The sequence below is a fragment of the Streptosporangium subroseum genome (assembly GCF_900188345.1).
Classification (GTDB): Bacteria; Actinomycetota; Actinomycetes; order Streptosporangiales; family Streptosporangiaceae; genus Streptosporangium; species Streptosporangium subroseum.
Map to the genome: position 1 here is coordinate 21,615 of NZ_FZOD01000021.1, position 26,335 is coordinate 47,949.

17 protein-coding genes and 1 riboswitch are annotated in these 26,335 nt (G+C 71.8%); of the genes, 7 read left to right on the top strand and 10 right to left on the bottom strand.

What is annotated here, in order from left to right:
* Positions 1 to 166: 166 nt before the first annotated feature.
* Positions 167 to 640 (bottom strand): low molecular weight protein-tyrosine-phosphatase, encoded by a 474-nt coding sequence (locus CHC08_RS21660; protein WP_089209159.1) that lies wholly within the window; start codon positions 638 to 640, stop codon positions 167 to 169.
* A gap of 117 nt (positions 641 to 757) precedes the next feature.
* Between CHC08_RS21660 and CHC08_RS21665 the strand changes: the two genes are divergently transcribed.
* The 3 genes from CHC08_RS21665 (at position 758) to cobM (ending at position 3,499) form a co-directional block, all read left to right on the top strand.
* Positions 758 to 1,147, top strand: coding sequence for a pyridoxamine 5'-phosphate oxidase family protein (locus tag CHC08_RS21665; RefSeq protein ID WP_245878460.1), 390 nt, complete (start codon positions 758 to 760; stop codon positions 1,145 to 1,147).
* On the top strand, positions 1,140 to 2,555 hold the full coding sequence (gene cbiE, locus CHC08_RS21670) for a precorrin-6y C5,15-methyltransferase (decarboxylating) subunit CbiE (protein WP_245878461.1): 1,416 nt from the start codon (positions 1,140 to 1,142) through the stop codon (positions 2,553 to 2,555). The genes CHC08_RS21665 and cbiE overlap by 8 nt, the downstream gene beginning before the upstream one ends.
* Before the next feature lie 200 nt (positions 2,556 to 2,755).
* Positions 2,756 to 3,499 (top strand): precorrin-4 C(11)-methyltransferase, encoded by a 744-nt coding sequence (gene cobM, locus CHC08_RS21675; protein WP_089209161.1) that lies wholly within the window; start codon positions 2,756 to 2,758, stop codon positions 3,497 to 3,499.
* A gap of 6 nt (positions 3,500 to 3,505) precedes the next feature.
* Here the strand turns inward: cobM and CHC08_RS21680 are convergent, their stop codons facing one another.
* Positions 3,506 to 4,579: a cobalt-precorrin-5B (C(1))-methyltransferase gene (locus CHC08_RS21680; protein WP_089209162.1), complete on the bottom strand. Its 1,074-nt coding sequence runs from the start codon at positions 4,577 to 4,579 to the stop codon at positions 3,506 to 3,508.
* 257 nt (positions 4,580 to 4,836) lie between these two features.
* Here CHC08_RS21680 and CHC08_RS21685 point away from each other — a divergent pair, with 257 nt between their 5' ends.
* Positions 4,837 to 5,601, top strand: coding sequence for a cobalt-precorrin-6A reductase (locus CHC08_RS21685; RefSeq protein ID WP_089209163.1), 765 nt, complete (start codon positions 4,837 to 4,839; stop codon positions 5,599 to 5,601).
* On the opposite strand, the gene CHC08_RS21690 is transcribed toward CHC08_RS21685, so the two are convergent.
* Genes CHC08_RS21690 through CHC08_RS21700 form a run of 3 tightly spaced genes read right to left on the bottom strand, consistent with a single transcriptional unit; the run spans position 5,589 to position 9,399 of the window.
* Positions 5,589 to 7,115: a precorrin-2 C(20)-methyltransferase gene (locus CHC08_RS21690; RefSeq protein ID WP_089209164.1), complete on the bottom strand. Its 1,527-nt coding sequence runs from the start codon at positions 7,113 to 7,115 to the stop codon at positions 5,589 to 5,591. The two genes, CHC08_RS21685 and CHC08_RS21690, sit on opposite strands and share 13 nt — an antisense overlap.
* The gene (locus CHC08_RS21695; protein ID WP_089209165.1) at positions 7,112 to 7,738 is read right to left on the bottom strand and encodes a precorrin-8X methylmutase; all 627 of its coding nucleotides are present in this window, start codon (positions 7,736 to 7,738) and stop codon (positions 7,112 to 7,114) included. The genes CHC08_RS21690 and CHC08_RS21695 overlap by 4 nt, the downstream gene beginning before the upstream one ends.
* The gene (locus CHC08_RS21700; protein WP_089209166.1) at positions 7,735 to 9,399 is read right to left on the bottom strand and encodes a precorrin-3B synthase; all 1,665 of its coding nucleotides are present in this window, start codon (positions 9,397 to 9,399) and stop codon (positions 7,735 to 7,737) included. Before CHC08_RS21700 ends, CHC08_RS21695 begins: the two co-directional genes overlap by 4 nt.
* Before the next feature lie 28 nt (positions 9,400 to 9,427).
* Positions 9,428 to 9,611: riboswitch (cobalamin riboswitch) on the top strand.
* A gap of 304 nt (positions 9,612 to 9,915) precedes the next feature.
* Here CHC08_RS21700 and cobN point away from each other — a divergent pair.
* Both cobN and CHC08_RS21710 read left to right on the top strand, forming a co-directional pair.
* Entirely contained in the window at positions 9,916 to 13,545 is a 3,630-nt protein-coding gene (cobN, locus tag CHC08_RS21705) for a cobaltochelatase subunit CobN (protein WP_089209167.1), read from the top strand.
* 138 nt (positions 13,546 to 13,683) lie between these two features.
* Complete coding sequence (locus tag CHC08_RS21710; protein WP_179282147.1) at positions 13,684 to 15,114, top strand: serine hydrolase domain-containing protein; 1,431 nt, start codon at positions 13,684 to 13,686, stop codon at positions 15,112 to 15,114.
* Between the two features lie 34 nt (positions 15,115 to 15,148).
* On the opposite strand, the gene CHC08_RS21715 is transcribed toward CHC08_RS21710, so the two are convergent.
* Both CHC08_RS21715 and CHC08_RS21720 read right to left on the bottom strand, forming a co-directional pair.
* On the bottom strand, positions 15,149 to 16,228 hold the full coding sequence (locus CHC08_RS21715; protein WP_245878462.1) for a CU044_5270 family protein: 1,080 nt from the start codon (positions 16,226 to 16,228) through the stop codon (positions 15,149 to 15,151).
* The gene (locus CHC08_RS21720; RefSeq protein WP_089209170.1) at positions 16,221 to 16,856 is read right to left on the bottom strand and encodes an RNA polymerase sigma factor; all 636 of its coding nucleotides are present in this window, start codon (positions 16,854 to 16,856) and stop codon (positions 16,221 to 16,223) included. Before CHC08_RS21720 ends, CHC08_RS21715 begins: the two co-directional genes overlap by 8 nt.
* Positions 16,857 to 17,013: 157 nt before the next feature.
* Between CHC08_RS21720 and CHC08_RS21725 the strand changes: the two genes are divergently transcribed.
* Complete coding sequence (locus tag CHC08_RS21725; RefSeq protein WP_089209171.1) at positions 17,014 to 17,571, top strand: dihydrofolate reductase family protein; 558 nt, start codon at positions 17,014 to 17,016, stop codon at positions 17,569 to 17,571.
* Positions 17,572 to 17,993: 422 nt separating this feature from the next.
* Here the strand turns inward: CHC08_RS21725 and CHC08_RS21730 are convergent, their stop codons facing one another.
* Genes CHC08_RS21730 through CHC08_RS21740 form a run of 3 tightly spaced genes read right to left on the bottom strand, consistent with a single transcriptional unit; the run spans position 17,994 to position 26,310 of the window.
* Positions 17,994 to 19,055: a TauD/TfdA family dioxygenase gene (locus tag CHC08_RS21730; protein ID WP_089209172.1), complete on the bottom strand. Its 1,062-nt coding sequence runs from the start codon at positions 19,053 to 19,055 to the stop codon at positions 17,994 to 17,996.
* Complete coding sequence (locus tag CHC08_RS21735) at positions 19,052 to 24,475, bottom strand: non-ribosomal peptide synthetase/MFS transporter (protein ID WP_089209173.1); 5,424 nt, start codon at positions 24,473 to 24,475, stop codon at positions 19,052 to 19,054. The genes CHC08_RS21730 and CHC08_RS21735 overlap by 4 nt, the downstream gene beginning before the upstream one ends.
* Positions 24,472 to 26,310 carry a non-ribosomal peptide synthetase gene (locus CHC08_RS21740; protein WP_179282148.1) on the bottom strand — a complete coding sequence of 613 codons (1,839 nt, stop codon included), beginning with the start codon at positions 26,308 to 26,310 and terminating at the stop codon, positions 24,472 to 24,474. Before CHC08_RS21740 ends, CHC08_RS21735 begins: the two co-directional genes overlap by 4 nt.
* Positions 26,311 to 26,335 lie beyond the last annotated feature (25 nt).

Below are 26,335 nucleotides of genomic sequence, written 5' to 3' on the forward strand. Positions count from 1 at the left end.
CAGAAAAACCAATATTGTACGGATATTTTTGACGCTTCCGGTCGTCCCGTATGCTCGCCGGGCGCGTTCACACGTGGCGACCGTCTGTGAATTACTTTGTAAAGGGCGCCGCGTCGCGATGACCCGGGCGGGAACGGGAAACTCGGGGACCGGGAAGAACCGGATCTCACCTGAGCCTGTCCGCCAGATATCCGGCCAGGCCCTCGGAGGCCGCTTCGACCATCTTCAGCACCTCGGAGAAACCCTCGCCGTCGCCGTAGTAGGGATCGGGAACCTCTGCGCCTTCGGGCGCGGCCGGGTCGAACGAGCGGAACAGCCGCACGTCGGCGCCGTCGGGAGCCAGGCGGCGCAGGGCACGCAGGTTCTCACCGTCCATGGCCAGTACCAGGTCGATCTGGCCGTACCAGTCACCCAGGAACTGCCTGGCCCGGTGCAGGGAGCCGTCGTAGCCGTGGTCGGCGAGCGTCGCGGCGGCCCGCTCGTCCATCGGTCCGCCCTGGTGCCAGCTCCCGGTGCCCGCGCTGTCGACCGTGACGAGGTCGCCCAGACCGTGGTCGTCGAGGGTCTTCCTCAAGACGACCTCGGCCATCGGGGAGCGGCAGATGTTTCCCAGGCAGACCAGACACACGCGGTAACTCATGCTTACCAGGATGCCGCCTTCCGGCGGTGCGCCCGCCGACCCCCGGGTCGAGCGGTCTAGCATGTCGCCCGGTATCAGGACATGTAAGACACTAAGGACATAAGGAAAGGGTGGGAGTTGAAGGACCTCGGAGAGGGATTCCGCGACTTCTGGCGGGAGCGTCACCTGTGCACGCTGACCACCGTGCGCGCCGACGGCACGCCGCACGTCGTCCCGGTCGGGGTGACGCTGGACGTGGACTCCGCGACGGCGAGGGTGATCACCTCGGGCGGCTCGCACAAGGTTCGCCACGTGCTCGCCGCCGGAGACGAGGGCGCGGCGGTCGCGGTCTGCCAGGTGGACGGGCGCCGCTGGTCGACCCTGGAGGGGCGTGCGGTGATCCGCAGGGATCCCGCCTCGGTCGCCGACGCCGAACGCCGGTATGCCGAGCGCTACCGGCAACCCCGGGAGAACCCCGCCCGCGTCGTGATCGAGATCAACATCACCCGGATACTGGGCAATGTCTGACACCGTTCCCGTTCCCGCCCCCGGCTCCACCGGTCCCGCCTCTGACACCGTTCCCGACCCCGGCTCCACCACCGGTCCCGCCTCTGAGACCGTTCCTGACCTTGTCACCGTTTCTCCCGACCCTGTCACCGTTTCCGGCCCGGGCTCCATCGCCGGTCCTGACACCGTCGCCGCCGCGGTCGTCACCGTCGTCGGCATCGGCGCCGACGGCTGGGAAGGTCTTTCCCCGGCGGCGCGGCGAGAGCTGCACGCCGCCGAGGTCCTGATGGGCAGCGTCCGGCAGCTCGCGCTCGTCCCCGAACCGGCCGCCGAACGCGTCGCGTGGCCCTCGCCGCTGCTCCCGGCCCTACCCGCGCTGATCACTGCTCACCGGGGCCGCCGGATCTGCGTGCTGGCCAGCGGCGACCCCATGTTCCACGGCATCGGCACGACGCTGGTCCGGCTGCTCGGCGTGGACCGGGTCCGGGTGCTGCCGCATCCGTCGGCGGTCTCCCTGGCCTGCGCCCGGCTCGGCTGGGCCGTCGATCAGGTCGAGGCGGTCAGCCTCGTGACGCGGCCGGTCGAGTCGCTGCACACCGCGATCCACGCCGGTCGCCGCGTCCTGATCCTCAGCGCGGACGGCCGCACCCCGGCCCGGATCGCCGAGCTGCTCACCACCCGCGGGTACGGTGAGAGCCCGATGACGGTCCTGGAACGTCTCGGCGACGCGGAAGAACGCGTGATCTCCGGTACGGCGTCCGGCTGGTCCCTCTCCGTGGCCCATGACCTCAACGTCGTCGCCGTGGAGTGCCGCGCCGACGCCGGCACGGTGCCGCTGCCCTGCCTCCCGGGCCTGCCGGACGAGGCGTTCGAGCACGACGGCCAGCTCACCAAGAGCGAGGTGCGCGCGGTGACCCTGTCCCGGCTGGCGCCCGTCCCCGGCGAGCTGCTGTGGGACGTCGGCGCGGGGGCGGGCAGCATCGGGATCGAATGGATGCGCGCCCACCCGGCCAACCGGGCGGTCGCGGTGGAGAACCACCCCGAGCGGGCCGCCAGGATCGCGCGCAACGCCTCAAAACTGGGCGTCCCCGGCCTGAAGGTGGTGACCGGCGCCGCTCCGGCCGCGCTCGCCGGGCTGGAGCGGCCCGACGCCGTCTTCGTCGGGGGCGGGGTGACCGCGGCCGGAATGGTGGAGGCCTGCTGGGAGGCGTTGCGCCCGGGCGGGCGTCTGGTGGCCAACGCGGTGACGATCGAGTCCGAGACCGTGCTGGCCTCCCGGTACGGCGAGCTCGGCGGTGACCTGATCCGGCTGACGGTCGGCAGGGCGGCCCCGGTGGGAGGGTTCACCGGCTGGCGGCCCATGATGCCGGTGACGATCTGGACGGCCGTCAAGCCGTTTCCCCGGACGCCGGGCAGTGATGACGCATAGAGGAGCGGCGGTGCGCGGCGGACTGGACGGTCGTCAAGCCGTTTCCCCGGACGCCGGGCAGCGATGACGCGTAGGGGAGTGACGGTGCGCGGCGGAGGGCGGCGCGCCGGGACGGGCCGTGTTCGCGTGGGTGTGGTTGGAGTGGGGTGTGTTCGGGTGAGAGGTGTTCACGTGGAACGGGTTCGGGCGGGGAGCGAACGATGACGGTGCGGTTCATCGGAGCGGGTCCCGGGGCGGCGGACCTGATCACCGTGCGGGGGCAGCGGGCCATCGCGTCCTCGCCCGTGTGCCTGTACGCCGGATCCCTGGTCCCGGCCGAGCTGCTGGAGTCCTGCCCGCCGGGCGCGCGGCTGGTCGACACCGCGAGGATGGCGCTGGAGGAGATCCTGGCGGAGCTGCTCGCCGCTCACGAGGCCGGGCACGACGTGGCCCGGCTGCACTCCGGCGACCCGTCGGTGTTCAGCGCGATGGCCGAGCAGATGCGGCGGCTGGACGCGGCCGGGGTGCCCTACGAGGTGATTCCCGGCGTGCCCGCCTTCGCCGCCGCCGCGGCGTCGCTGAAGCGTGAGCTCACCGTGCCCGGTGTGGGCCAGACGATCGTGCTGACCCGGACCTCGGTGCGTGCCACGCCCATGCCCGACGGCGAGGACCTGGACACCCTCGGCCGCAGCCGGGCCACGATGGTCCTCCACCTGGCGGTGCAGCGCGTCGAGGCGGTCGCCGAGGAGCTCGTCGCCAACTACGGCGCCGACTGCCCGGTGGCCGTGGTGGCCAGGGCCAGCCGGGACGACGAGGTGATCCTGCGCGGCACCCTGGCGGACATCGCGGGTCAGGTCCGCGCCGCGGGGATCCTCCGCACCGCGGTGATCGTCGTCGGACGCGTGCTGACCGCCTCGGAGTTCCCCGACAGTCACCTGTACTCGGCGGCCCGCTGCCGTGACTGAACCGGTTCATTCCGCGCGGCCGACGATCACGCCCGCGCGGTCGATGACCACCACGTCCACCGCCACCGGCGCCTCGCGCAGCACGCCGACGGCGGCCAGACGGGCCCGTTCGGCGATCAGGTCGCCCAGCGGCAGGCCCGCCTCCTGGCAGAGCCGGAGGGCGTGCAGCGCGGTGTTGGCGGTCAGTACCTGCCCGGCCAGGGTCTCCGTACCGCCCGCCGACCGGACGATCTCGGCGAGCATGCCCGGGTTGACCTGCGAGCGCCCGGAGTGAAGGTCGAGATGGCCGTCGGCGAGCTTGGAGAGCTTGCCGATGCCCCCGGCGATGGTCAGCCGGGGGACGGGGTGCCTGCGCAGATACTTCAGCACGGCTCCGGCGAAGTCGCCCATGTCCAGCAGGGCGTCGTCCGGCAGCCCGTACAGCTCGGCGGCGACCTTCTCCGACGTGCTTCCCGTGCATCCGGCGACGTGGGTGTAGCCCGCGGCCCTGGCCACGTCGATGCCGCGCCGGATGCTGTCGATCCAGGCCGAGCACGAGTACGGAACCACGACGCCGGTCGTGCCGAGGATCGACAACCCGCCCAGGATTCCCAGGCGGGGGTTCCAGGTGCGCAGGGCCAGCTCCTCGCCGTGCTCCACCGAGATCTCCACGACCACGTCGCCGCTGCCCCCGTGCCGGGCGGCGACCTCGGCGACGTGCTCGCGCATCATCCGCCGGGGCACCGGGTTGATCGCCGGTTCGCCCACGTCCAGCGGGAGACCGGGCTTGGTGACGGTGCCGACGCCCGGGCCCGCCACGAACACCACCCCGGTGCCGGGGGCGCCGTGCCGTACCGTCGAGGAGATCAGCGCGCCGTGCGTCACGTCGGGGTCGTCGCCGGCGTCCTTGACCACCGCGGCCATGGCCCGCTCACCCGCCAGCTCCTCCCTGGCCAGCGCGAACGACGGGCGCTGACCCTTGGGCAGCGTGATCTCCACCGGGTCGGGGAAGCCGCCGCCCAGCAGCGCGGTGTAGGCGGCGGTGGTGGCCGCGGTCGCGCAGGCGCCGGTGGTCCACCCGTGGCGCAGGGGCGTGCTCATGGCGTGAGAGTCGATCGGTACGGCAGGGCGACGTCCTGCGGGGAAGGGTGCGGCGGGGGAGGCGGCAGGGCGATGCTCTGTGACGAAGGGCGCGTCGGGGGGCGGTGCCGAGCCGAAGGATGTGGCGGGGCGACGATTCGCGGCGGGGGAGACGGCAGGGCGATGCTCTGCGACGGAGAACGTCGCGGGGTGAGGTCCCGCACCGGGGGACACGCGAAATACACGGAACACACAGTGGATACGGAGAAGGTGACGGTGTGCTGAACATCCTGGTGCTGGGCGGCACGGACGAGGCCAGGCGGCTGGCCGCGGCCCTCGCCGGGCGTGACGGGATTCACCTGGTGTCCTCGCTGGCGGGCCGGGTGCGCAATCCGAAGCTGCCGGTCGGGGAGGTGCACGAGGGCGGTTTCGGCGGCCCGGAGGGGCTCGCGGACTGGCTGGCCGAGCGCCGGATCGACGTCGTCGTGGACGCCACGCACCCGTTCGCCGCGCGGATGACCGCCTCGGCGGTCGAGGCGACGACCGGGGCGGGCGTGCCGCTGCTGATCCTGCGGCGCCCCGGCTGGCAGGAGGGCCCCGGTGACGACTGGCGCTGGGTGCCCTCGCTCGCCGCCGCCGCCGAGCTGCTGCCCGAGCTGGGGGAGCGGGTGTTCCTGAGCACCGGCCGCCGCAGCCTGCCGGTCTTCGCGGACCTCGACGGCCTGTGGTTCCTGGCCCGTTCGGTGGACTCGCCGGAGCCTCCCCTCCCGCGCCGCCTGGAGGTGCTGCTCAGCCGAGGTCCGTTCACGGTGGAGGGGGAGCTGGCGCTCATGTGTGAGCACCGGGTGGACATGCTGGTCACCAAGGACAGCGGGGGCGAGATGACCACGGCCAAGCTGTTCGCCGCCCGCGAGCTCGGGCTTCCGGTCGTGATCGTACGGCGCCCGCCCCCGCCTGACGGGGTCGCCGCGGTGGAGACGGTCGAGGCCGCGGTCGCCTGGCTGGAGACCGTGGCGGGCCCCGAAGGCGTTCACGCCGGGTAACGACGGGGGGTGAACACCACCCGGCCGCCGTCGCCCCGCTCGGCCACGCGGGTGGTCGAGGATCCCACGATCAGCAGGCAGCGCATGTCGACCACGGCCGGGTCGAGCTCGCCGAGCGTGGTGAAGATCATGCTTTCGCCCGCCCCGCCGACGTCGCGGCCGATCACGACGGGGGTCTCCGGCGCGCGATGCTCCAGCAGCAGGTCCCGCGCGGCGGCCACCTGCCAGGTGCGGCTCTTGGAGGCCGGGTTGTAGATCGCCAGGACCAGGTCGGCCTTCGCCGCGGCGCTGATCCGCTCGGCGACGACCTCCCAGGGCTTGAGCAGGTCCGACAGCGACAGCACGCAGTAGTCGTGGCCCAGGGGCGCTCCCGCCCGGCTCGCCACCGCGTGCGCGGCGGTCAGGCCCGGCAGGACCCGCACCCGGACGCCGGTGAAGCGTTGCTCGCACGCCACCTCCAGCACCGCGCTGGCCATGGCGAACACCCCGGGATCGCCCGAGGAGACCACCGCCACCCGGGATCCGGCGAGGGCCAGCTCCAGCGCGTGCGCGGCGCGTTCGGCCTCCACCCGGTTGTCCGTGGGATGGCGGCGCTGGCGCGGGTTGGGCGGGACCCGGTCGAGATAGGGGCCGTACCCGATGAGCTCGTCGGCGGCGGCCAGCGCCTCCTGCGCCTCCGGCGTCAGCCACGGCCGCCCGGCCGGGCCGAGCCCGACCACGACCACCTCGCCCCGAGTCCGCGCGTTCGAGGTCTCGGCCTCGCGCGCGGGCACGGCCGGCGCGGCGTTGGCCGGGCTCGGGATCAGGGCCAGCGAGAAGTACGGCACGCTGTCCGGATCCACCTCGGCGAGCGGGGCCAGACGCTGCGCGCCGGTGGTGGCGCGCTCCACGTACCAGGCCTCGTCGAGACGCCCGGCCGTGGCCAGCGCGTCGCGGACCTTGGTGAACGTCCGGCCGAGCTTGAGCACCGCCGCCGAGTCGGTGGCGGCCAGGCGCTCGGCGAGGACCTCGGCGGGGAGCGTTCCCGGCAGCACGGTCAGGATCTCGTCCCGTTCGACCAGCGGGCGCCCGAGGACGGCGGAGGCGCCGCTCACCGAGGTCACGCCGGGGACCACCTCGGTGGTGTAACGGTGTGACAGGCGTTTGTGCATGTGCATGTAGGAGCCGTAGAAGAGCGGGTCGCCCTCGCACAGCACCACCACGTCGCGCCCGGCGTCCAGGTGGACGGCCAGCCGCACCGCGCAGGCGGCGTAGAAGTCGTCGATGGCCCCCTGGTAACCGCCGGGATGGTCGGTGGTCTCCGTGGTGAGCGGGTAGATGAGGGCCTCCTCGATCTGACCCTCCCGCAGGTACGGCGCGGCCACCGATCGGGCGATGCTCCGCCCGTGCCGGGCACTGTGGAACGCGATCACGTCCGCCTCGCCGATGAGGCGGGCGGCCTTGACGGTCACCAGCTCGGGATCCCCGGGCCCGAGCCCCACGCCCCAGAGCCGTCCAGTCGCCATGTCGCTCATTCGTCCTCGCTCGCTATCGCGTTGACCGCGGCGGCGGTCATCGCACTTCCACCACGGCGGCCGTGTACGACCAGGTACTCCAGGCCCGCCCGATGTTCCGCGAGGGCCTGCTTGGACTCGGCGGCGCCGATGAAGCCGACCGGTATCCCGAGCACGGCGGCCGGTCGCCCGGCGCCCTCCTCGACCATCTCCAGCAGCCGGAACAGCGCGGTGGGCGCGTTGCCGATCGCGACCACGGAACCTTCCAGCCGGTCGCGCCACAGCTCCAGCGCGGCCGCGCTACGGGTGGTGCCCATGCGCTCGGCGAGCTCCGGTACGCGGGGGTCGCCCAGCGTGCAGATCACCTCGTTGCCGGCGGGAAGGCGGCGCCGGGTCACCCCGGAGGAGACCATCGTCGCGTCGCACAGCACCGGGGCCCCCGCCCGCAGGGCCTCACGGGCCGACGCCACGACGCCGGGCGACCACCCGAGGTCGGTCACCAGGTCGACCATCCCGCAGGCGTGGATCATGCGGACCGCCACCTGGGCGACGTCCGCGGGCATGCCGCCCAGGTCGGCCTCGGCGCGGATGGTGGCGAAGGAACGGCGGTAGATCTCGGCGCCGTCACGGACGTAGTCGATCACATTTCCCCTCTGGCGGCCGTCATCGCGGCCGCGGTCTCTTCGATGTCGGCACAGGTCAGGCTCCGGCCGTCCAGGTCCAGGCGGTACCCGTCGCCGGTGGCGACCACGTCCGCGACTCGTCCCCTGGGGCGACCGCAGCGCCTCTCGCAGCCCGCCCAGTGCACGGGGAGCGTACCGGTGCGCGGTGAATCCACCACATACGGGGTGACTTCGCCTGACCCGGAGACCACCGATTCGGCCCGCGCCTCGGAGCCGCTTTTGGCCAGGGCTCCGGCTCCGGGACCGATCCGGCTCCCGGTTCCCGCCCCGATCCCGTCCTCGATTCCCGGATCGGTTTCGCTTCCGGCCCGAGCTCCGGAACCGATCCCGGTCTCCGCCCCGGCTTCGGGACCGGTCGGGTCGTTCCGTACCGAGGTGATGGCGAGGGCCGCGTCGGCCTGCACGTCCGCCAGTGACTTGGCGCAGCCGGGACGACCGGTGCAGGCGGTCACGCCGATCCACGGTGAGGCGGGGTCGGTGACCAGACCGGCCTCCGCCAGCCGGGCGGCCGTCCCGGCGACCTCGTCCGGGGCCAGTCCGGGCAGGACCATGCCCCGCCACGGTGTGAGCCGTACCTCTCCGAGAGACGCCACGTCGGCGAGCAGCTCGGCCTGGGCCGAGGTCAGCCGCCCCAGGGGCACCGCGACTCCGAGGGCGACCCGCCGGCCGGTGTCCGCTCCGGCTCGGGGGCCGGTCGGATCGTTCCGTACCGGGGCGCCGGTGGGCGCGGGCGACTGCTCGATGACGCCCACGGGCCCGAGTCCGACGGGACGGAGCCGCGAGGGATCCACCGGCTCGGCGGAGGCGGGCGAGGCATGCGTCCGGGCCGTGACCTGCGCGGGGTCGTGATCGGGGAGCGGCCGGTCCTCGCCGGGACGGGTGTGCGTCCGGGCCGTGGCCCGTACGGGGTCGTGATCGAGGGGCGGTGAGCCCTCGGCGAGGCGGGTGCGCAGGCGGGCCGCGACCCGGGCCGGGCCGTCGTCGAGCTCGCCGATGCGCCAGGCGGTGATCTCCTGGGCGGCCAGTTCCGCGAGGAAGGCCTCGGCGGCGGCGAGCAGGGCCCACACCGCCGCGTCCAGGGGGACGCGCAGACCGCTGTCGGCGCCCGCGAGGATCACCGCGGCCTCGTCCGGGCCGGTCGGCAGGATCGTGGCGTCGGCGCCGAGCCCGGCGACGTCGCCCCGGCCGTCGTCGAGCGCGAACATGAACCGTCCGGGAAGGGCGGCGAGGCCGGGCAGGGCACACAGGCGCCGGTCCAGCTCGGCGACCAGCGGGGTGACGTCGGTGAGCCCGCCGCCGTCGAGACCGGTCAGGGGAGAGGCGAGGACGTTGCGGATCCGTTCGTGGGTGGGGGAGGGCAGCAGGCCCGCGGCCGCCATGCGGTTCGCGAACGCGGTTCCCTCACCCAGGCCGCGCACCTGGACGTTGGCCCGGGAGGTCAGCTCGATGACACCGCTGCCGTACGCGGAGGCGGCTCCGGCGAGTTCACGCAGCTGGGAGGTCGTCAACCTGCCCCCGGGAACGCGGACGCGCGCCAGGCCGCCGTCGGCGGCGGCGTGCACCTGGAGCGCCCCGGGACAGGCGTCAAGTCGCGATCGTCCTGAAAAGTGCGCAATGACCACGCTCAGGATGTTAACGCCAGTTTCTTGCAAGGAAGGGGACTGCCGTAGTGTCATCACTGCGATGGCAGAGGGAGGAAGCCGGTGTGAATCCGGCGCGGTCCCGCCACTGTAACCGGGGAGCGAACCCCACCCGGGCCACTGTCCGACGACGGGCGGGAAGGCCGGGGTGAGCACCGATCCGGGAGCCAGGAGACTCCAGCCGTCGTAGCCGACGACGACCCGGGGCGAGGACCCCGAGGGAGGAAGCTCCGTGCGCTTTTCGCCGTTCCCCCGCCACCCTGTGGCTTCCCTGAGCCGTACCGCCCCGCTTTCGCTTTCCCGACTCCCGGGCGGTGTCGCCCCGCTTTCGCCGTTCTTCCGTCACGCTGTGGCACCCTCGGCCCGTACCGCTCTGCTCTCGCCCTTTCCCCGTCACCTGGTGGCATCCCCGGGCCGTACCGCCCCGCTCTCGTTGTTCCATCGCCACTTCGTGGCGTCGCCGGGCCGTACCGTCCCGCTTTCCCTGGAGTGTGGCGCGTGATCCTCCTGCTTTCGACCTCCGACACCGACCTGCTCAGCGCCCGCGCGAGCGGCGCCGACTACCGGCTGGGCAACCCCGCCCGGATCTCCGCCGAGGACATCCCGACCCTGCTGGAGGGCGTCGAGGCGGTGGTGGTCCGCTTGCTGGGCGGGCGCCGGGCCTGGGAGGAGGGACTGGACGTCCTGCTCGCCGGGCCACGGCCCGTCGTCGTGCTCGGCGGCGAGCAGGCGCCCGACGCCGAGCTGATGGAGCTGTCCACCGTGCCCGGCGGGGTCTGCGCCGAGGCGCACGCCTACCTGGCCCACGGCGGACCGGCCAACCTCGTCGAACTCCACCGGTTCCTGTCCGACACCCTGCTGCTCACCGGGCACGGGTTCGCCGCGCCCGCGCCCACTCCCAGCTGGGGCGTGCTGGAGCGCGAGGGCCGTCGTGAGGATGGGCCGGTCGTCGGGGTGCTTTACTACCGGGCCCACCACGTCTCCGGCAACACCGCCTTCGTCGAGGCACTCTGCTCGGCGATCGAGGACGCGGGCGGCCGGGCGCTGCCCGTCTACTGCGCCTCCCTGCGCACCGCGGAGCCCGGCCTGCTGGAGGAGCTCCGTACGGTGGACGCCCTGGTGGTGACCGTGCTCGCCGCGGGCGGCACCCGGCCGGCGACCGCGTCGGCCGGCGGGGACGACGAGGCCTGGGACGTCGGCGCGCTCGCCGACCTGGACGTGCCCATCCTGCAGGGGCTCTGCCTGACCAGCAGCCGGGCGTCGTGGGAGGACAGCGACGAGGGCCTGTCGCCGCTGGACGCGGCCACCCAGGTCGCGATCCCCGAGTTCGACGGACGGATCATCACGGTGCCGTTCTCCTTCAAGGAGATCGACGAGGACGGGCTGACCGTCTACGTGGCCGACCCCGAGCGGGCCTCGCGCGTGGCGGGCATCGCGGTACGGCACGCCGTACTGCGGCACATCCCCGCCGGGGAGCGGCGGCTCGTGCTGATGCTGTCGGCCTACCCCACCAAGCACTCCCGGATCGGCAACGCCGTCGGCCTGGACACCCCCGCGAGCCTGGTGCGGCTGCTGGCCGTCATGCGCGAACGGGGCTACGACATCGGCGCCGAGGGCGAGCTGCCGGGCGTGACCGAGCAGGACGGCGACGCGCTGATCCACGCGCTGATCGCGGCGGGCGGGCAGGACGCGGACTGGCTCACCGAGGAGCAGCTCGCCGGCAACCCGGTGCGCATCGCGGCGAGCCGCTACGCCGAGTGGTACGCCACGCTGCCCGAGGACCTGCGCACCCGGATGGAGGCGCACTGGGGCCCGGCCCCCGGCGAGCTGTTCGTGGACAGGTCGCAGAACCCGGAGGGCGAGATCGTGCTGGCCGCGCTGCGCGCCGGCAACGTCGTGGTCATGGTGCAGCCCCCGCGCGGCTTCGGCGAGAACCCCATCGCGATCTACCACGACCCCGACCTGCCGCCCAGCCACCACTACCTGGCCGCCTACCGCTGGCTGGCCGACGGTTTCGGCGCCCACGCCGTGGTCCACGTGGGCAAGCACGGCAACCTGGAGTGGCTGCCCGGCAAGTCCAACGGGATGTCCGCCTCCTGCGGCCCGGACGCCGCGCTCGGCGACCTGCCGCTGATCTATCCGTTCCTGGTCAACGACCCCGGCGAGGGCACCCAGGCCAAGCGGCGCGCCCACGCCACCCTCGTGGACCACCTCGTCCCGCCGATGGCCCGCGCCGACACCTACGGGGACATGGCCCGGCTGGAGCAGCTCCTCGACGAGCACGCCTCGATCGCGGCGATGGACCCGGCGAAGCTCCCGGCGATCCGCGCCCAGATCTGGACCCTCATCCAGGCCGCCAAACTCGACCACGACCTGGGCCTCGCCGACCGCCCGCACGACGCCGAGTTCGACGACTTCCTGCTGCACGTCGACGGCTGGCTGTGCGAGGTCAAGGACGTTCAGATCCGCGACGGCCTGCACGTGCTGGGCCTCGCCCCCGAGGGCGAGCCGCGGATCGACCTGGTGCTGGCGATGCTCCGCGCCCGCCAGATGTGGGCCGGCAGCGAGGCCCTCCCCGGCCTGCGCGAGGCCCTCGGTCTTGCCGAGGACGGCACGGCGGGCCGGATCGGCACCGACGAGGCCGAGACGCTGGCCCGCGCCCTGGTCGAGGCCATGGAACACCGGGCCTGGGAGCCGTCCGCCGCCGCCGACGTCACCGCCGCCGTCCTGTCCCTCGACACCGTCGCGGGTGTCGTGGGGGGCGCCGTGGTGGACATCGGACGGGTGGAGCGGATCCTGCGGTTCGCGGCGACGGAGATCGTGCCCAGGCTGGCGCGGACCACCGACGAGATCGACGCGATCCTGCACGCCCTCGACGGCGGCTACGTGCCGGCCGGGCCGAGCGGGTCGCCGCTGCGCGGGCTGATCAACGTGCTTCCCACCGGCCGCAACTTCTACTCCGTCGACCCCAAGGCGGTGCCGAGCCGCCTGGCCTGGGAGACCGGCCAGGCGATGGCCGACTCGCTTCTGGATCGCTACCGGACCGACACCGGCGACTGGCCGCGTTCGGTCGGCCTGTCGGTGTGGGGGACCAGCGCGATGCGCACCGCCGGCGACGACGTGGCCGAGGTGATGGCGCTGCTCGGCGTGCGGCCGGTGTGGGACGAGGCCTCACGGCGGGTGACCGGGCTGGAGCCCATCTCCGCCGAGGAGCTCGGGCGCCCGCGCGTGGACGTCACGGTCAGGATCAGCGGATTCTTCCGCGACGCGTTCCCGCACGTCGTGGCCATGCTGGACGACGCCGTACGGCTGGCCGCCGCCCAGGAGGAGCCCGAGGAGCAGAACTACGTCCGGGCACACGTGCTCGCCGACCTGGAGGGCCACGGCGACGAGCGCCGGGCCACCATGCGGATCTTCGGCTCCCGGCCGGGGGCCTACGGCGCCGGGCTGCTGCCGCTGATCGACAGCCGCAACTGGCGTGACGACGCCGACCTCGCCGAGGTCTACGCGGTGTGGGGCGGTTTCGCCTACGGCCGGGGCGTCGACGGGGTCCCGGCCAGGCAGGACATGGAGTCGGCCTATCGCCGGATCGCGGTGGCGGCCAAGAACGTCGACACCCGCGAGCACGACATCGCCGACTCCGACGACTACTTCCAGTATCACGGCGGCATGATCGCCACCGTCCGCGCGCTCACCGGCAAGGCCCCCGCGGCCTACATCGGCGACAGCACCCGGCCGGACGCCGTCCGTACCCGGACGCTCTCGGAGGAGACCTCCAGGATCTTCCGCGCCCGGGTGGTCAACCCCCGCTGGCTGACCGCGATGCGCAAGCACGGTTACAAGGGGGCCTTCGAGCTCGCCGCCACGGTCGACTACCTGTTCGGCTACGACGCGACCACCGGGGTGGTCGCCGACTGGATGTACGACAAGCTGGCCGAGACCTACGTGCTCGACCCGGAGAACCAGGCCTTCCTCGCCAAGTCCAACCCCTGGGCGCTGCACGGCATCGCCGAACGGCTGCTGGAGGCGGCCGGGCGGGGCATGTGGGAGCACCCCGACCCCGACATCCTGCGCGATCTGCAGGAGGTCTACCTCAAGTCCGAGGGGGACCTCGAAGACGGCGCCTGACCTCCAGGGGCGGCATGACACGGAACGGGATCCGGCGCGTCCGGATCCCGAATCCGATCCCGGGCCCGTCGTGCCGCGCTCGCCTGCTCGGCGTCGCCTCCGGCCAACCCGATGGGGCGGTTTTGTTAGGGTGCCTGGATGCCTTCTCACCGCGCGCTACTGCCACGGTCGGCCCCGGCCGCCTCGGGGATGTCGTCCCGCGCGGTTACCGCGCTGCTGGACCGGCTCGAAGCGCAATCCATCGAGTGCCACTCCATCATGGTCGTGCGCCACGGTCACGTCGTCGCCGAAGGCTGGTGGGCGCCGTACTCGGCGGAACGCCCGCACCTTCTCTACTCGCTGACCAAGTCGTTCACCTCGGTCGCCGTGGGGCTCGCGATCGCCGACGGGCTGCTCTCGCTGGACGATCGGGTGGTGGACGTGTTGCCCGACCACGTTCCGGCCGGCATCTCGGAGCAGGGCCGCCGCCTCACCGTTCACCACCTGCTGTCCATGACGACCGGACACCGCACGGACAGCCTCGCCGAGGCCTGGCGACTGGAACCGGGCGACCTGGTGAAGGGCTTCCTGCGCGTACCGTTTCCCGAGGCCGAGGGAACACGGCACGCCTACGACAATCCGACCACCTTCATCCTGGCCCGGATGGTGGAACGGGTCACGGGCCACGGCCTCCCGGAACTGCTCGACGAGCGCCTCTTCACGCCGATGGGCGTCGACCACGCCGAATGGGACCGGGTGGCGAGCGGTGCCGCCTTCGGATTCCACGGACTGCACCTCACGACCGAGGCCGTCGCCGCCTTCGGCGAACTGCTGCTGCGCGGAGGCCTGTGGGGCGACCGGCGGCTCGTCCCGCGCGAATGGGTGGAGCTCGCGACCGGACGGCACATCGAGACCCTGCGATTCGGGGACGGATCGGGAGACGCCGACTACCTTCGCGGGTACGGCTACCAGTTCTGGATGTCGCGTCACGGTTACCACGGTGACGGCTCCTTCGGCCAGCAATGCGTGGTCGTCCCGTCGCACGATCTCGTGGTTGCCGTGACCGGCGCCCATACGCGGGCACAGGCAGTGCTCGACGCGATATGGGAGTGCCTGCTGCCCGGCCTGGACCACGAGGGAAGCACCCGGGACGACGAGATCCTCGCCGAGCGGCTGCGGCGGCTGTCGTTCGCGCCGGTGCCGGGTTCGGCCGCCCCGGAGCGTTCCGTCAAGGCGAGACTCGACGCCTCCGCCGAGGACTCGGCGCTGCCCGACGGAACCACGGTGATCGTCGATCCCGTGGACGGTGGATGGCTCCTGCGACTCGGGTCGTCCCTCAACGTCGAGGCCGGCCACGGCGAATGGCGGGAAAGCTCACCGCTCGGCCGCCCCGTCGTCGCGGCCGGCGCCTGGCAGGGCAGCACGTTCGTCGCGGAGCTTTACGTCATCACCACCCCGCACCGGGTCCGGCTGGTGGTCGACGCAGACGCGGGCACAGCGGTCGCGACGTGGAGCACCATGCCCCTGACCAGCCCGAATCTGGTGTCGCATCTGCGGTCGCCGCTGATGACACGGCCCGACGTCGCGTAAGTGACGTGGCCGAGCTCGCAGGTGTCGGTCTGGTCTACCCGGTCCGCACCTCGGGCGCGTGGTCGACCACCTCGACCTTCAGCTGCGCCGTCGAGGTCAGCAGGGTGCCCTCGGGCGCTCCCGCCGTGGCCGCGTCCACCACGACGACGCGCTCGCCCAGGTACAGATAGGTGGTGGGGTCGAAGATGTACTCGTGCCGCACCCCGCCGAACTTGTTGACCATGGCCACCGCGACCCCCCTGCGCCCGGCGGCGTCCTCGGCCTCGTTGACGGTCTCGACGCCGGGGATCGTGCCGGCCGCCCGGAACAGCGCGGCCCTCTGAGCGGCCGGCATGTACGCCCGCGTGATCATCGAGCCGACATTCCCCCACGCCGTGTAGTCGGCCAGGGGATCCCGTGCCAGATCACGGTAGAGGTGCTCGCGCATCCCCGCGGGATCGGTGGGCAACCGGCTCAGGTAGGCGTAGTCGGTACGCCGGTGGTCGGGGCGGATGTCGTAGCCCGTGAGCTTCGACGGAGCCGCGACGCCTCCCTCCCGCCGTTTGGCCTCGGCGGGCAGCGACTCTCCCGGGAACGGCTTCGGCTCAAGATGCTCGCTCGACATGACCCCTCCGTCCAAGGGGGAGCCCTCGACCGGCAGCCACACCTTGAACAGGCTGCGGTCGAGGTAACGGACTTCCTTGCCGTCCTCCTTCAGCTTGACCGGGAACATGACCTGCAACTCGTAGGCAAGGAACTGCCCGGGGTTCGGGGCCAGATCGTCTCGCTCGCTCGCGGTGTCGGCGGCCCGCTGGAGGACCGCCGACATCGCCACGGGCGCCACCTGGACGGCCGATCCCTTGTCGGGCGCGGAAGGGGCGAAGTACACGATTGCCGTGATCGCGGCGGCCATGGCCCCGATGGCGAGGCTCGTCCTGAGGTTCACCCGGAGAATCCCCCGCAGGCCCACCGGACGGTCCGGCAGGCGGTACGTCCGGCCGGGCGGACGCGCGGGGGACGAGGCGCCGAAAGCGGCGATCTCCGACAGCAGCCGTTGCTCCTCGGCGCGCAGTTCCGTCGGGTCCGGCCAGGGCACTTCCGAGCGCAGCCGGTTCAACTGGGTCATCTCATTCATGGAAGGTCTCCTCGCTGACGGATGTGGGGTCGACTCCGCCGAGTTCCTCGCGCACCTTGCTCCTGGCCCGGTTGACGCGCGAGCGGACCGTGCCCACCGGGATGTCCATCGCCTGGGCGGCCTCCACGTAGGTCAGGCCGCCCCATGTCACCAGCAGCAGCACGTCCCTGTGGCCCGCGGGCAACCTCGCCAGGGCGGCCGCCAGCCTCCGCCGCACGGCGCCGGCGCTCAGCCGCTCGTCGCTGCGTTCGGTGAACGGGACGGTCACCGGATCGACGCCGGTCCGTTCGAGAACGCGCAGCTGCCGCACCTCGACGCGCTTGTGCCGCCTGATCAGGTTGGTCGCGATGCCGTACAACCACGGGCGTGCGCTGGGCTGCGACGGGTCGTATCCCTCCCGCCCGCGGAACGCCGCCAGGAAGGTGTCCGCCACGACGTCCTCGGCCGCGTCGGCTCCCAGCCGCCGGGTGACGTAGCGCTTGATCTCCGGCGCGTGCCGGTGAAAGACCCCGGCGAACACCTCCGGCTCTCGCCGGGACCGCTCGATGAGGAAGGCGTCGTCGGCCTCCGCCTCGTCGGCGGGGAAGATGTCACGATCCCCCGTCCGGGTCCGGCTCGTTTCGCTCATATCCGGCCTCTCGGCTCTCGGTCATGACACCCGTTGTTGCCTTCCCGCGTGCCCGCGGTTCCCGAAAACCTGATTGGACGAATTCGGCCGGGCGCGATGAGTCGGGCCGATGCCGTCGGTACATACAGGTGAGCATCGATCGAAAGGGACACTCACCGTGAGCATCATTGTCATTCAGTTCATCACCTTGGACGGGATCGTGTCCGACCCGGACGGCTCCGGGGGCACGCCGACCGGAGGCTGGGCGTTCCGGCACGGCCCCGAGACCGTCGCCGGGGACAAGTTCCGGCTGGGGAGCACGATGGACGACGGCGTCATGTTGCTGGGGCGTACGACCTGGCAGCTGTTCTCGCGGCTGTGGCCGGGCCGCGATGACGCGTTCTCCGCGCGGATGAACGCCGTGCCGAAGCTGGTCGCCTCTCGTACGCTGACCGACACCTCGGCATGGGCGAACTCGAAGGTCATCGACGGTGACCTCATCGACGTGGTCAAACGCGAGCAGCGCGATGTGATCATCACCGGCAGCTTGAGCGTCGTGCGTGCGCTGATGGCCGACGACCTGATCGATGAGTACCGGCTCCTGACCTTTCCCACGATTCTCGGCAGCGGCCGGCGATTCTTCGCCACCGGCGAACCTCCCGCGTACCTGGAGTGCCTGTCGGCTGAGCCGGTCGGCGCAGCCGTCCTCACCCGGTACGGGAGGCCGGCACGATGACCGCTGGCTTCCTCGCCGATGGAAGACCGCCTGGAGCAGTACCTGCGCATCACGGGAAGAATCACCGGGAGATCAAGCGTGCGGTCGTCGTCGGGGAGCGCACCGAGGGGGTGCTCACCCGGGAGGCCGCTACCGGGTGGACACCCCCTGGAGGCCGTCGTACCGGCCGGGCGATCAACCCGATCACGGATACCGACCGGGAAGGTGCCGGGATCACCCCGGACATCGAGACACCCGCAGGGCCGGCTTTCGGCAGGGCACACGAGTTGGCGCCACGGCACGTCGCGGCCTGAGCGACAAGGGAGCACGCCGGGGGGTGGCTGAGGAGGTCCGGAAGGCGCTCGCCGACCTGGGCCGACAGGAAGCACCCTCGCTTGAGGGACGGTCACCCCGGCGGGTTGCCGGGGTGCCCGTCGCCCGCGTCAGGAGCGGCCGAACCAGCGGCGCGCCTTGGCGGGCTTGGCGGTCTCCACGGCCGCGGCTCTGGCGAAGCCCGCCTGCGGCGGGACGGTCGGGTCGCAGGCCTCCAAGGGGACAGGGTCGCCCATGGTCACGACGATCTTGCGGGGACCCTTGAAGGACTCACGGGCGTGCGCGGCGAGGATGTTGTCGACGATCAGGATGTCGCCCGGCCGCCAGGTCTCCCTGACCGTCGCCTTGCGGTAGGCCTCGTCGATGGCCTCCACGTCCTGTTTGGAGATCGGCTCGCCGTCGCCGTAGGCGGTGTTGAAGGGCAGGTTGTCACGCCCCAGGTCCTCCAGGAACACCTCGCGGATCTCCGGGTCCAGCGCCCATTCGTTCCAGAAGACCGTGTGGTTGAACCAGGCCTCCTCACCGGTGCCGGGGTGACGGATGGTCGCCGAGCGGCGCTGCACGGTGCGGAGCTGGTCGTCGCCCACCCACTCGTGGGAGATGCGGTTGTCCGCGCAGTAGGCGGCGACCTCGTCCCTGTCCTCGGTGCCGAAGGCGGTGCGCCAGCCGAGGCTGATGTGGTCGCCGTAGTTGCGCACCAGGGACCAGCCGTGCGCGCGGAACCGGTCGGCGAGCGGCTGCGGGATGTTCCCCAGCACCTTGCGCACGTCGGTCACCGGGGTCGCCCCACCCGTGTCGGGGGCGATCAGGCAGCCGAACATCAGCAGCCCCGGGAAGCTGAGCGCGTAGCTGTTCTCGTTGTGCGGGCGGATCGTCTGGGACGGCGGCAGATCGGTGGAGGAGTAGACGTCCTTGCCGAAGTGGCTGCGCGGAGTGGCCTTCTCGACGTACCCGGCGAGCTTGGAGATGAGGGCGTCGCGGACCTCGGCGAAGTCCTCCACGTCCTTCACCGGCAGCCCCCGCAGGTACAGGGCGCCGTGCTCGTCCAGGCCCGCGCGGATGGCGTCGCGGTTCTCCCGCAGCCATGCGCAGGTCTCCCCCAGGTCCGTGCCCTGGGCGTCGGCCGCGGCGGGACGGCCGTCCCTGACCTCCCAGGCGATGGTGGCGTTCACAATGAGTGAGTCCTTTCCAGCTGTTCGATGCCGATGAGGTCGTCGGGCTTGGCGTCGGGCACCTCGTCGTCGAAGCGCCTCAGGGTTCTGATCCGGGTGCCGGCGAGCACCAGCAGGGCGATGCCGAGGCCGCACAACAGATAGAGCAGCCCGACCCCGCGTCCGGGGCCGGTGCCGATGATCGCGCCGACGGTGCCGGCGAGCGGGCCGCCGACGGCCATCAGGGGGTCGAGCAGCGGACCGGCGAGCGGGGCGATGACGCCGAAGCCGAGCGGTACGGTGGCCGCGGCGATCATGGTGTTGACCGCGATGATCCGGCCCTGGAAGCGCTGCGGCACCTTCACCTGGATGATCGTCATGATCATGCCGTTGATCAGGGCCAGCGCGAAGGACATGCTGAAGGCTCCGGCGCCGATCAGCCAGAGGCTGGGCCGCAGGCCGGTCAGCAGGCCCGCGACCGACATCAGCATCGTCGCGGCGATCACGCCGCGCAGCCTGCGGTGGGTCGGGCCGCCCCACAGGCTCATGACGACGCCGCCGATGACCGCGCCCGCGCCGGCCGCGACCGCCACCGTGCCGGCCGCCTGGAGCGAGGCGAAGGAGAGGATCAGCGGCGAGATCATGACGAACATGGGCGCCAGGAACAGGTTCACCCCGGCGAAGAAGAACAGCATGGCGCGGAAGCCCGGATGCCCCAGCGAGAACCGGAACCCGTTGACGATCTCCGCCGAGATCGGCTCGCGACGGCGCAGGCCCAGGGTGGTGGGGAACTTGACGAGCAGGACCACGATGACGGCGAACGCGTAGGCCGCCACCTGGATGGTCAGGATGCCCTCCAGCCCGATCGCGGCCAGCATGCCGACCGCGATGAGCGGGACCAGGAACTGGGCGGTGCCGATCGCCAGCTGCACGATGCCGTTGGCGTGCCCGAGATAGCGTTTGGGCACCAGCTGGGGGATCGACGCCTGGTAGGCGAGCCGCTGGAATGTCACGGAGACCGAGACGAGGGCTATCAGCGCGTAGAGCGGGCCGGCCGAGAGCCGGTCGGTCAGCAGCAGGCCGAGCATCACCGCCTGGGTAACACCCGACACCAGGTCACCGGTGATCATCACCCGCCGCCGATCGTAGCGGTCGACCACGGCGCCCGCCAGCGGGGCGACGATGATGCCCGGCACCAGCGCGAGCAGGGCGATGAGCCCGAAATGGACCATCGACCCGGTGACCGTGTAGATCCAGATCGGTACCGCGAACTCGGTGAGCGCCGACCCGGTGAGCGAGACCAGCTGTCCCAGCGCGACGGGCAGGAACCGGCGCATGCTCGGCTCGCGCTCCTCCCGCACGGCCCGCCGCTCCACGGAGTCCTGGAGCCACCAGGTGCCGCCCGCCTCGCGCGAGTGTGCCTGCCGCCAGTCCGCGTCGGCGGCGTGGGTGCCCGTGAGAATCATCGCGAGCTCGTCGGCCCGATACTTGGGGAAGAAGTGACCGGCCTCGTCGATGACGACCAGTGACGCCGAGTCGGACAGGAAGCACCACTCCTTGAAGCGCTCCTGGTAGAACTCGGTGCCCGGGTCGCGCTCGCCGACGACCGAGACGATCGGCGCCTTCAGCCGGGGCTGCTCGGTGGCCAGAATCTCGGTGAAGTACTCCTCGGCCATCCGGCCGTCCTCGCGCATCAGCTCGACGGTGAAGGCCACCTGCTCCTCGTCGAGACCCGTCATGTCGCCGCCGATCGCGCGCAGTTCGGCCGCGACCGTGCGAGTGCCGTTCAGCCGGTCATTGAGCAGCCTGCTGAGCGAGCCGAGGAAACGGCCCCTGGGCCGGGCGAAGGGGAAGACGCCACCCAGGTAGAGGGCGTCCAGCTCCCGTCCCGACGCCTCGACGCGCTGGGCCAGTTCCACGGCCAGCGCGCTGCCGGGAGCGCAGTGCCCGTAGATCACGATCGGGCCGCGGACGTGCTCGGCGATCTCCTCGACGCAGCGCCTCGCCACCTCCTCGTAGGGCAACTGTCCCTCCTCACCCGGCTCGCGCCCGGGGGCGGCGACCGCGTAGAGGGAGTGGCCGGCGGGCATCGCATCGGCGAGCGCCTGGTAGACGACCGCGTTGGCGCCGCCGTACGGCACGCAGATGACGGAGCCGACATGCTCCTTCGGATCGATCGGGCGGGTCAGCTCGGCCAGTATCCGGCGCGGCGCGGCCGTCTCGCCCCGGCGCTCGACGACGAGCCTGGCGAGCTCCGCGACCGTGGGGTGCTTGAACATCTCCAGCACGCCGATCGGAGGCTTGCTGTCCACGAATGTCTTGCGCATCCTCGCCACGACCTGGGTGGCGAGCAGCGAGTGGCCGCCGAGATCGAAGAAGTTGTCGCCGGTGCCCACCCCCTCGAGATCGAGGACGCCCGTCCAGATGGCGGCGATGGCCTCCTCGATCGGGTCGGCCGGCGCGACGTGGTCCGGCCGCCGGCCCAGAGGCTCGGGATCGGGGTCCGGCAGCGCCCCGCGGTCCACCTTGCCGTGGGCCTGGAGGGGAAAGCGGTCGAGCCAGGCGAACCGGCCGGGGAGCATGTATTCGGGCAGCAGGTCGAGCAGATGCGCCCGCACCTCCGGCACCGGGGTCTCCTCCGCGCCCGGCTCCTTCTCCAGCCAGGCCACGAGACGGTCGCCGCGCAGGTCCACGACGCCCTGGACGACCCCGGGGAGCGTGCCCAGCGCGGCCTCGATCTCGCCGAGTTCCACCCGGTAGCCGCGGATCTTCACCTGGTGGTCGGTGCGGCCGAGGAATTCGAGACGCCCGTCGTCGAGCATGCGGACCAGGTCGCCCGTGCGGTACATGCGCGATCCGGGCTCGCCGTACGGATCGGCGACGAAGCGCTCGGCCGTCAGTCCCGGACGCCCGAGATAGCCGCGGGCCAGGGTGTCACCGCCGACGTAGAGCTCTCCCGCGACGCCCGGCGGGACCAGGCGCAGCGCCCGGTCCAGCACGTGGACGCGGGCGTCGGGGAGCGGGCGGCCGATGGGCCAGGCCGTACCGGCCGCGGGAGCCTCGGGATCCACCCGCTCGGTGGTCACCGCCACGACCGTCTCGGTGGGGCCGTAACTGTTGAAGATGGAACAGCCCGCGCGGGAGGCCAGATCACGGGCCCAGGCGGTCGGTGACGCCTCGCCCGCGAGGATGAGCGCGCGGCGCGGCAACAGCCGCTCGGGCTCGACCTCCGCGCCCAGCACCGCGAGGTGGGAGGGCGTCATCTTCAGATAGTCGAGATCCCGCACGGCGTCGGCCAGCTCGGGCCCCGAGCCGCGGCGGGGCAACTGGTGGAGGGTGCCGCCACCGGTGAGCGGCAGGTAGAACATCAGCATGCTGAAATCGAAGGCGAGCGATTGGAGCAGGCCGAAGGTGGCGCCGGGCACGATGCCGTATTCCTCGCGGATGTACTCCAGGTAGGCCACGATGTGCCGGTGCTCGACACCGACGCCCTTGGGCCGCCCGGTGGTGCCGGAGGTGTAGATCACATAGGCGAGGTCACCGGGACTCGCGAGCGGCTCCGGCGGAGCGTCGTCGCCCTCGCCGGTCAGCCGGTCCAGCTCGACGACCGGGCCGGTGAAACCGGCCACCCGATCGCGCAGCGCCGAGTCGGTGACCAGCATGACGGCTGAGGAGTCGGCGAGCAGGAACTCCAGCCGGTCGCGTGGCTGCTCCGGGTCGAGCGGCAGATAGGCGCCGCCCGCCTTGAGCACCGCGAGGATCGCGACGGCGGCGTCCACGGCTCCGTCCAGGCAGATCCCGACGCGCGCGTCGGGGCCGACACCACGGTCTCGCAGATCCCTGGCCAGTCGATTCGCACGGCGGTGCAGCTCGGCGAAGGTGAGCGACCGCTCTCCGGCGACGAGGGCGAGAGCCTCCGGGGTCCGGGCGGCCTGGGCCTCGGCCATCTCGCCGAGCGTGCGGTGCGAGGGCCGCCATGTACGGGTGCCCGCCCAGTCGCCGAGCAGGGACTCGCGCTCGGTGTCGCCGAGCAGCGGCACCTCGGACAGGCGGCGGTCGTGACCGGCAGCGGCCCCCCGGAGGAAGTGCCGCATCGACCTTTCGATCCGCTCGACGGACGCGGGCTCGAACAGGTCGGTGCGATAGGTGAAGGAGCCGGTCAGTCCTTCGCCGGTCTCGGTGATGTAGAGCGCGAGGTCGAACTGGCTGATCGCGAGTGGCGGGTCGAACGGGCTGAGGTCCAGCCCGGCCACGGTCGTGTCACGGACGGTCTGGTCGCTGAGCGCGAAGGTCGCTTGGAAGATCACCGAACGGCTGGGGTCGCGCTCCACGTTCAGGTCGTTGACGAGCTGGTGGAAGGGGTGGTCCTGGTGGGCGAGCGCGCCGAGCACGGTCTTCTTGGTGCGGAGCAGATGTTCGGCGACCGTGGGATCGTCCCCGGTACGGCTGCGCAGCGTCACCATGTTGACGAAGGAGCCGACCACGCCCTCCAGCTCGCGGTAGGCGCGTCCCGCCACCGGCGAGCCCACCGCGAAGTCGTCCTGGCCGGCGTGACGGGCGAGCACCGCCTGGTAGGCCGCGAGCAGGGTCATGTAGAGCGTCGCGGTGTGCGCCCTGCCGAGCTCGCGCACGGCCTCGGCCAGCTCGGCGTCCCAGGTGAAGGAGTGGACCGCGCCTTCGAAGCGCTGCTCGACCGGGCGTGGATGATCGGTGGGCAGCTCCAGGTCGGGCAGCCCGGCCAGCTGCTCGCGCCAGAAGGCGGCATCGGGCTCGACGGCCGGTCCCGCCAGCCGCTCCCGTTCCCACGCGGCGAAGTCGCCGAACTGGACGGGCGGCTCCGGCAGCACCGGTGGCGCGCCCTCGTGGAGTCCGCCGTACAGGCTGAGGAGCTCGTCAGCCATGATCTCCAGCGACCGGCCGTCACTCACGATGTGGTGGACGGCGAGGAGGAGCACGTGATCGCCCGGCTCGATGCGGACCAGCAGCGCCCGCAGCAGCGCGTCCGTCTCCAGGTCGAACGGCCGGGTCAGCTCCTCGCCGACAAGCTCGACCGCCCGCTCGGCGGTGCTCGCTTCGGCGACCTTCAACATGACGGGCCCCGGCTCGTCGACGACGACCCTCGGCCGGCCGTCCTGGGTGGTGAGGAATCGCATCCGCAGGGCCTCGTGCCTGGCGACCAGGGCCGTCAGCGCGTCTTCGAGCAGCGCGGTGTTCAGCTCGCCCTTCAGCCGCAGGGCCAGCGGGACCGTGTAGGCGGTGTTTCCCGGTGACAGCTGCTCCATGAACCATAACCGCTCCTGCCCGCTGGACGGTGGTGGCTCGGTCCCTCCGGGACGGGGCCGGACGGTGGTGCTCGCCGCCCGGCCGCGCAGTCGCTGGGACAGCAGGGCACGCTTGTCGGCGGTGAGGGCGGTGGCGCGCTCCGACAACTGCTCGGTCAACCGAGGTTCCTTCCGTGCTGGGAGTGAGGGGCCTGTTCTTCGATGTCCGCGATCAGCAATGCCTCGACGGTGTCGGCCAGCTTCTCGACGGTGGGATCGGTGAAGACCGCGTTGACCGGGATCTCTAGGTTCACGGCCGCCCTGATCCTGGCGGCGACCCTGATGGCCAGCAGCGAGTTGCCGCCCAGCGCGAAGAAGTCGTCGTACACGCCGACCCCGTCCACCCCGAGCACCTCGGCCCAGACTTCCGCGACCAGTTCCTCCGCTTCGGTCCTGGGCCCCTGCGTCATGACGGTGGGCTCCTGCCGTGTGGGTGCGGGCAGGGCGTGGCGGTCGATCTTGCCGTTGTGGTTGAGGGGGAGGCGGTCGAGGATGACGAAGGCGGTGGGGATCATGTAGGTGGGGAGGGTTTCTTCGGCGAATCGTCGTAGGTGTTCGGTGAGTTCGGTGGTGGTGGTGGGTGGGTGGTGGGGGACGAGGTAGGTGACGAGGCGTTTGTCTCCGGGGTGGTCTTCGCGGGCGATGGTGGTGGTGTGGGCGATGGCGGGGTGGCGGGCGAGGGTGGTGTCGATTTCGCCGAGTTCGATGCGGAAGCCGCGGATCTTCACCTGATCGTCGGCCCGGCCGACGAACTCCAGGTTCCCGTCGTCATGACGCCGTACCAGGTCGCCGGTGCGGTACATGCGGGTGCCGGGTTCGCCGTGGGGGTCGGCGACGAAGCGTTCGGCGGTCAGGGCCGGGCGGTGGAGGTAGCCGCGGGCCAGTTGCGGGCCCGCGAGATAGAGCTCACCGGGTACGCCTGCGGGCACCGGGCGGAGCCTGTCGTCCAGGACGTAGGCGCGCGTGCCGTCGAGTGGGCTGCCGATGGGGATGGCGTTGGGGATGGTGTTGGGGGAGGGGCTGGTCACGGGGTGTGACAGTGCGAATGTTGTCGTCTCGGTGGGGCCGTAGACGTTGGTGAGGGTGCCGCCGGCGTGCAGGACGTGGTGCATGGCGGTGGGGGAGGCGGCTTCGCCGCCGGTCCATAGGTGGGGGATGGCGGCGAGGGTGTGGGGGTTGTCGTGGGCGAGGAGGTTGAACAGGGCGGTGGTCAGGAACGCCGCGGATACCTGTTCGTGCTCCAGCGTGTGCTGCAGGGTGGCGGCGTCGAGGGGGCCGGGTGGGGCCATGACGATGGTTCCGCCGTTGAGCAGGGGGACCCATATTTCGTAGGTGGAGGCGTCGAAGGCGAAGGGGGAGTGCGACAGGACGCGGTGGTGGTCGTGCCAGCGGTGGTCGGCGGCGAAGGTGGTGATGGCGCGGTGGGTGATCGCGACGCCTTTGGGGGTTCCGGTCGATCCGGAGGTGAACATCACATACGCCAGTCGATCGGGGTCGATCGCCAGTTTCAGGTCGCTGTTTTGGGCGGGCGGCTCGGTGGCGTCCTGCTCTTTTGTGGTGGTGGTGTTCATGAGCAGGGTGTGCAGGTGGGTGGTCAGTTCGTGGTCGGCGTGGGTGGGGTCGACGATGAGGAGGCGGGCGTGGGTTTCTTCGGCGATCCAGCGCATTCGTGCGGGGGGCAGGCCGGGGTGCAGGGGGATGTAGGTGGCGCCGGCTTTGATGATGGCGAGCAGGGTCACCACTACGTCGGTCGATCGTTCCATCAAGACCATGACGGGTGTTTCGGGTCCGGCTCCGGCGGCTGTCAGGCGCCGGGCCAGGGTGTTGGCCCGGGTGTTCAGCTCGGTCGCCGACAGTCGGGTCTCGCCGCAGACCACCGTTTCGGCATCCGGAGCCGCCGCCACCCGCGCCTCGAAAACCTCGGCCAGATTCTTCCGGATATGAAGCTGATTCATGCAATCTCCAAGTTCACGGCATGAC

Bases quoted from the DNA above. Each gene is read 5' to 3' on its own strand.
- CHC08_RS21660 (WP_089209159.1), bottom strand. From the start codon at position 640: ATGAGTTACCGCGTGTGTCTGGTCTGCCTGGGAAACATCTGCCGCTCC.
- cbiE (WP_245878461.1), top strand. From the start codon at position 1,140: ATGTCTGACACCGTTCCCGTTCCCGCCCCCGGCTCCACCGGTCCCGCC.
- cobM (WP_089209161.1), top strand. From the start codon at position 2,756: ATGACGGTGCGGTTCATCGGAGCGGGTCCCGGGGCGGCGGACCTGATC.
- CHC08_RS21680 (WP_089209162.1), bottom strand. From the start codon at position 4,579: ATGAGCACGCCCCTGCGCCACGGGTGGACCACCGGCGCCTGCGCGACC.
- CHC08_RS21690 (WP_089209164.1), bottom strand. From the start codon at position 7,115: ATGAGCGACATGGCGACTGGACGGCTCTGGGGCGTGGGGCTCGGGCCC.
- CHC08_RS21710 (WP_179282147.1), top strand. From the start codon at position 13,684: ATGCCTTCTCACCGCGCGCTACTGCCACGGTCGGCCCCGGCCGCCTCG.
- CHC08_RS21715 (WP_245878462.1), bottom strand. From the start codon at position 16,228: ATGAATGAGATGACCCAGTTGAACCGGCTGCGCTCGGAAGTGCCCTGG.
- CHC08_RS21720 (WP_089209170.1), bottom strand. From the start codon at position 16,856: ATGAGCGAAACGAGCCGGACCCGGACGGGGGATCGTGACATCTTCCCC.
- CHC08_RS21740 (WP_179282148.1), bottom strand. From the start codon at position 26,310: ATGAATCAGCTTCATATCCGGAAGAATCTGGCCGAGGTTTTCGAGGCG.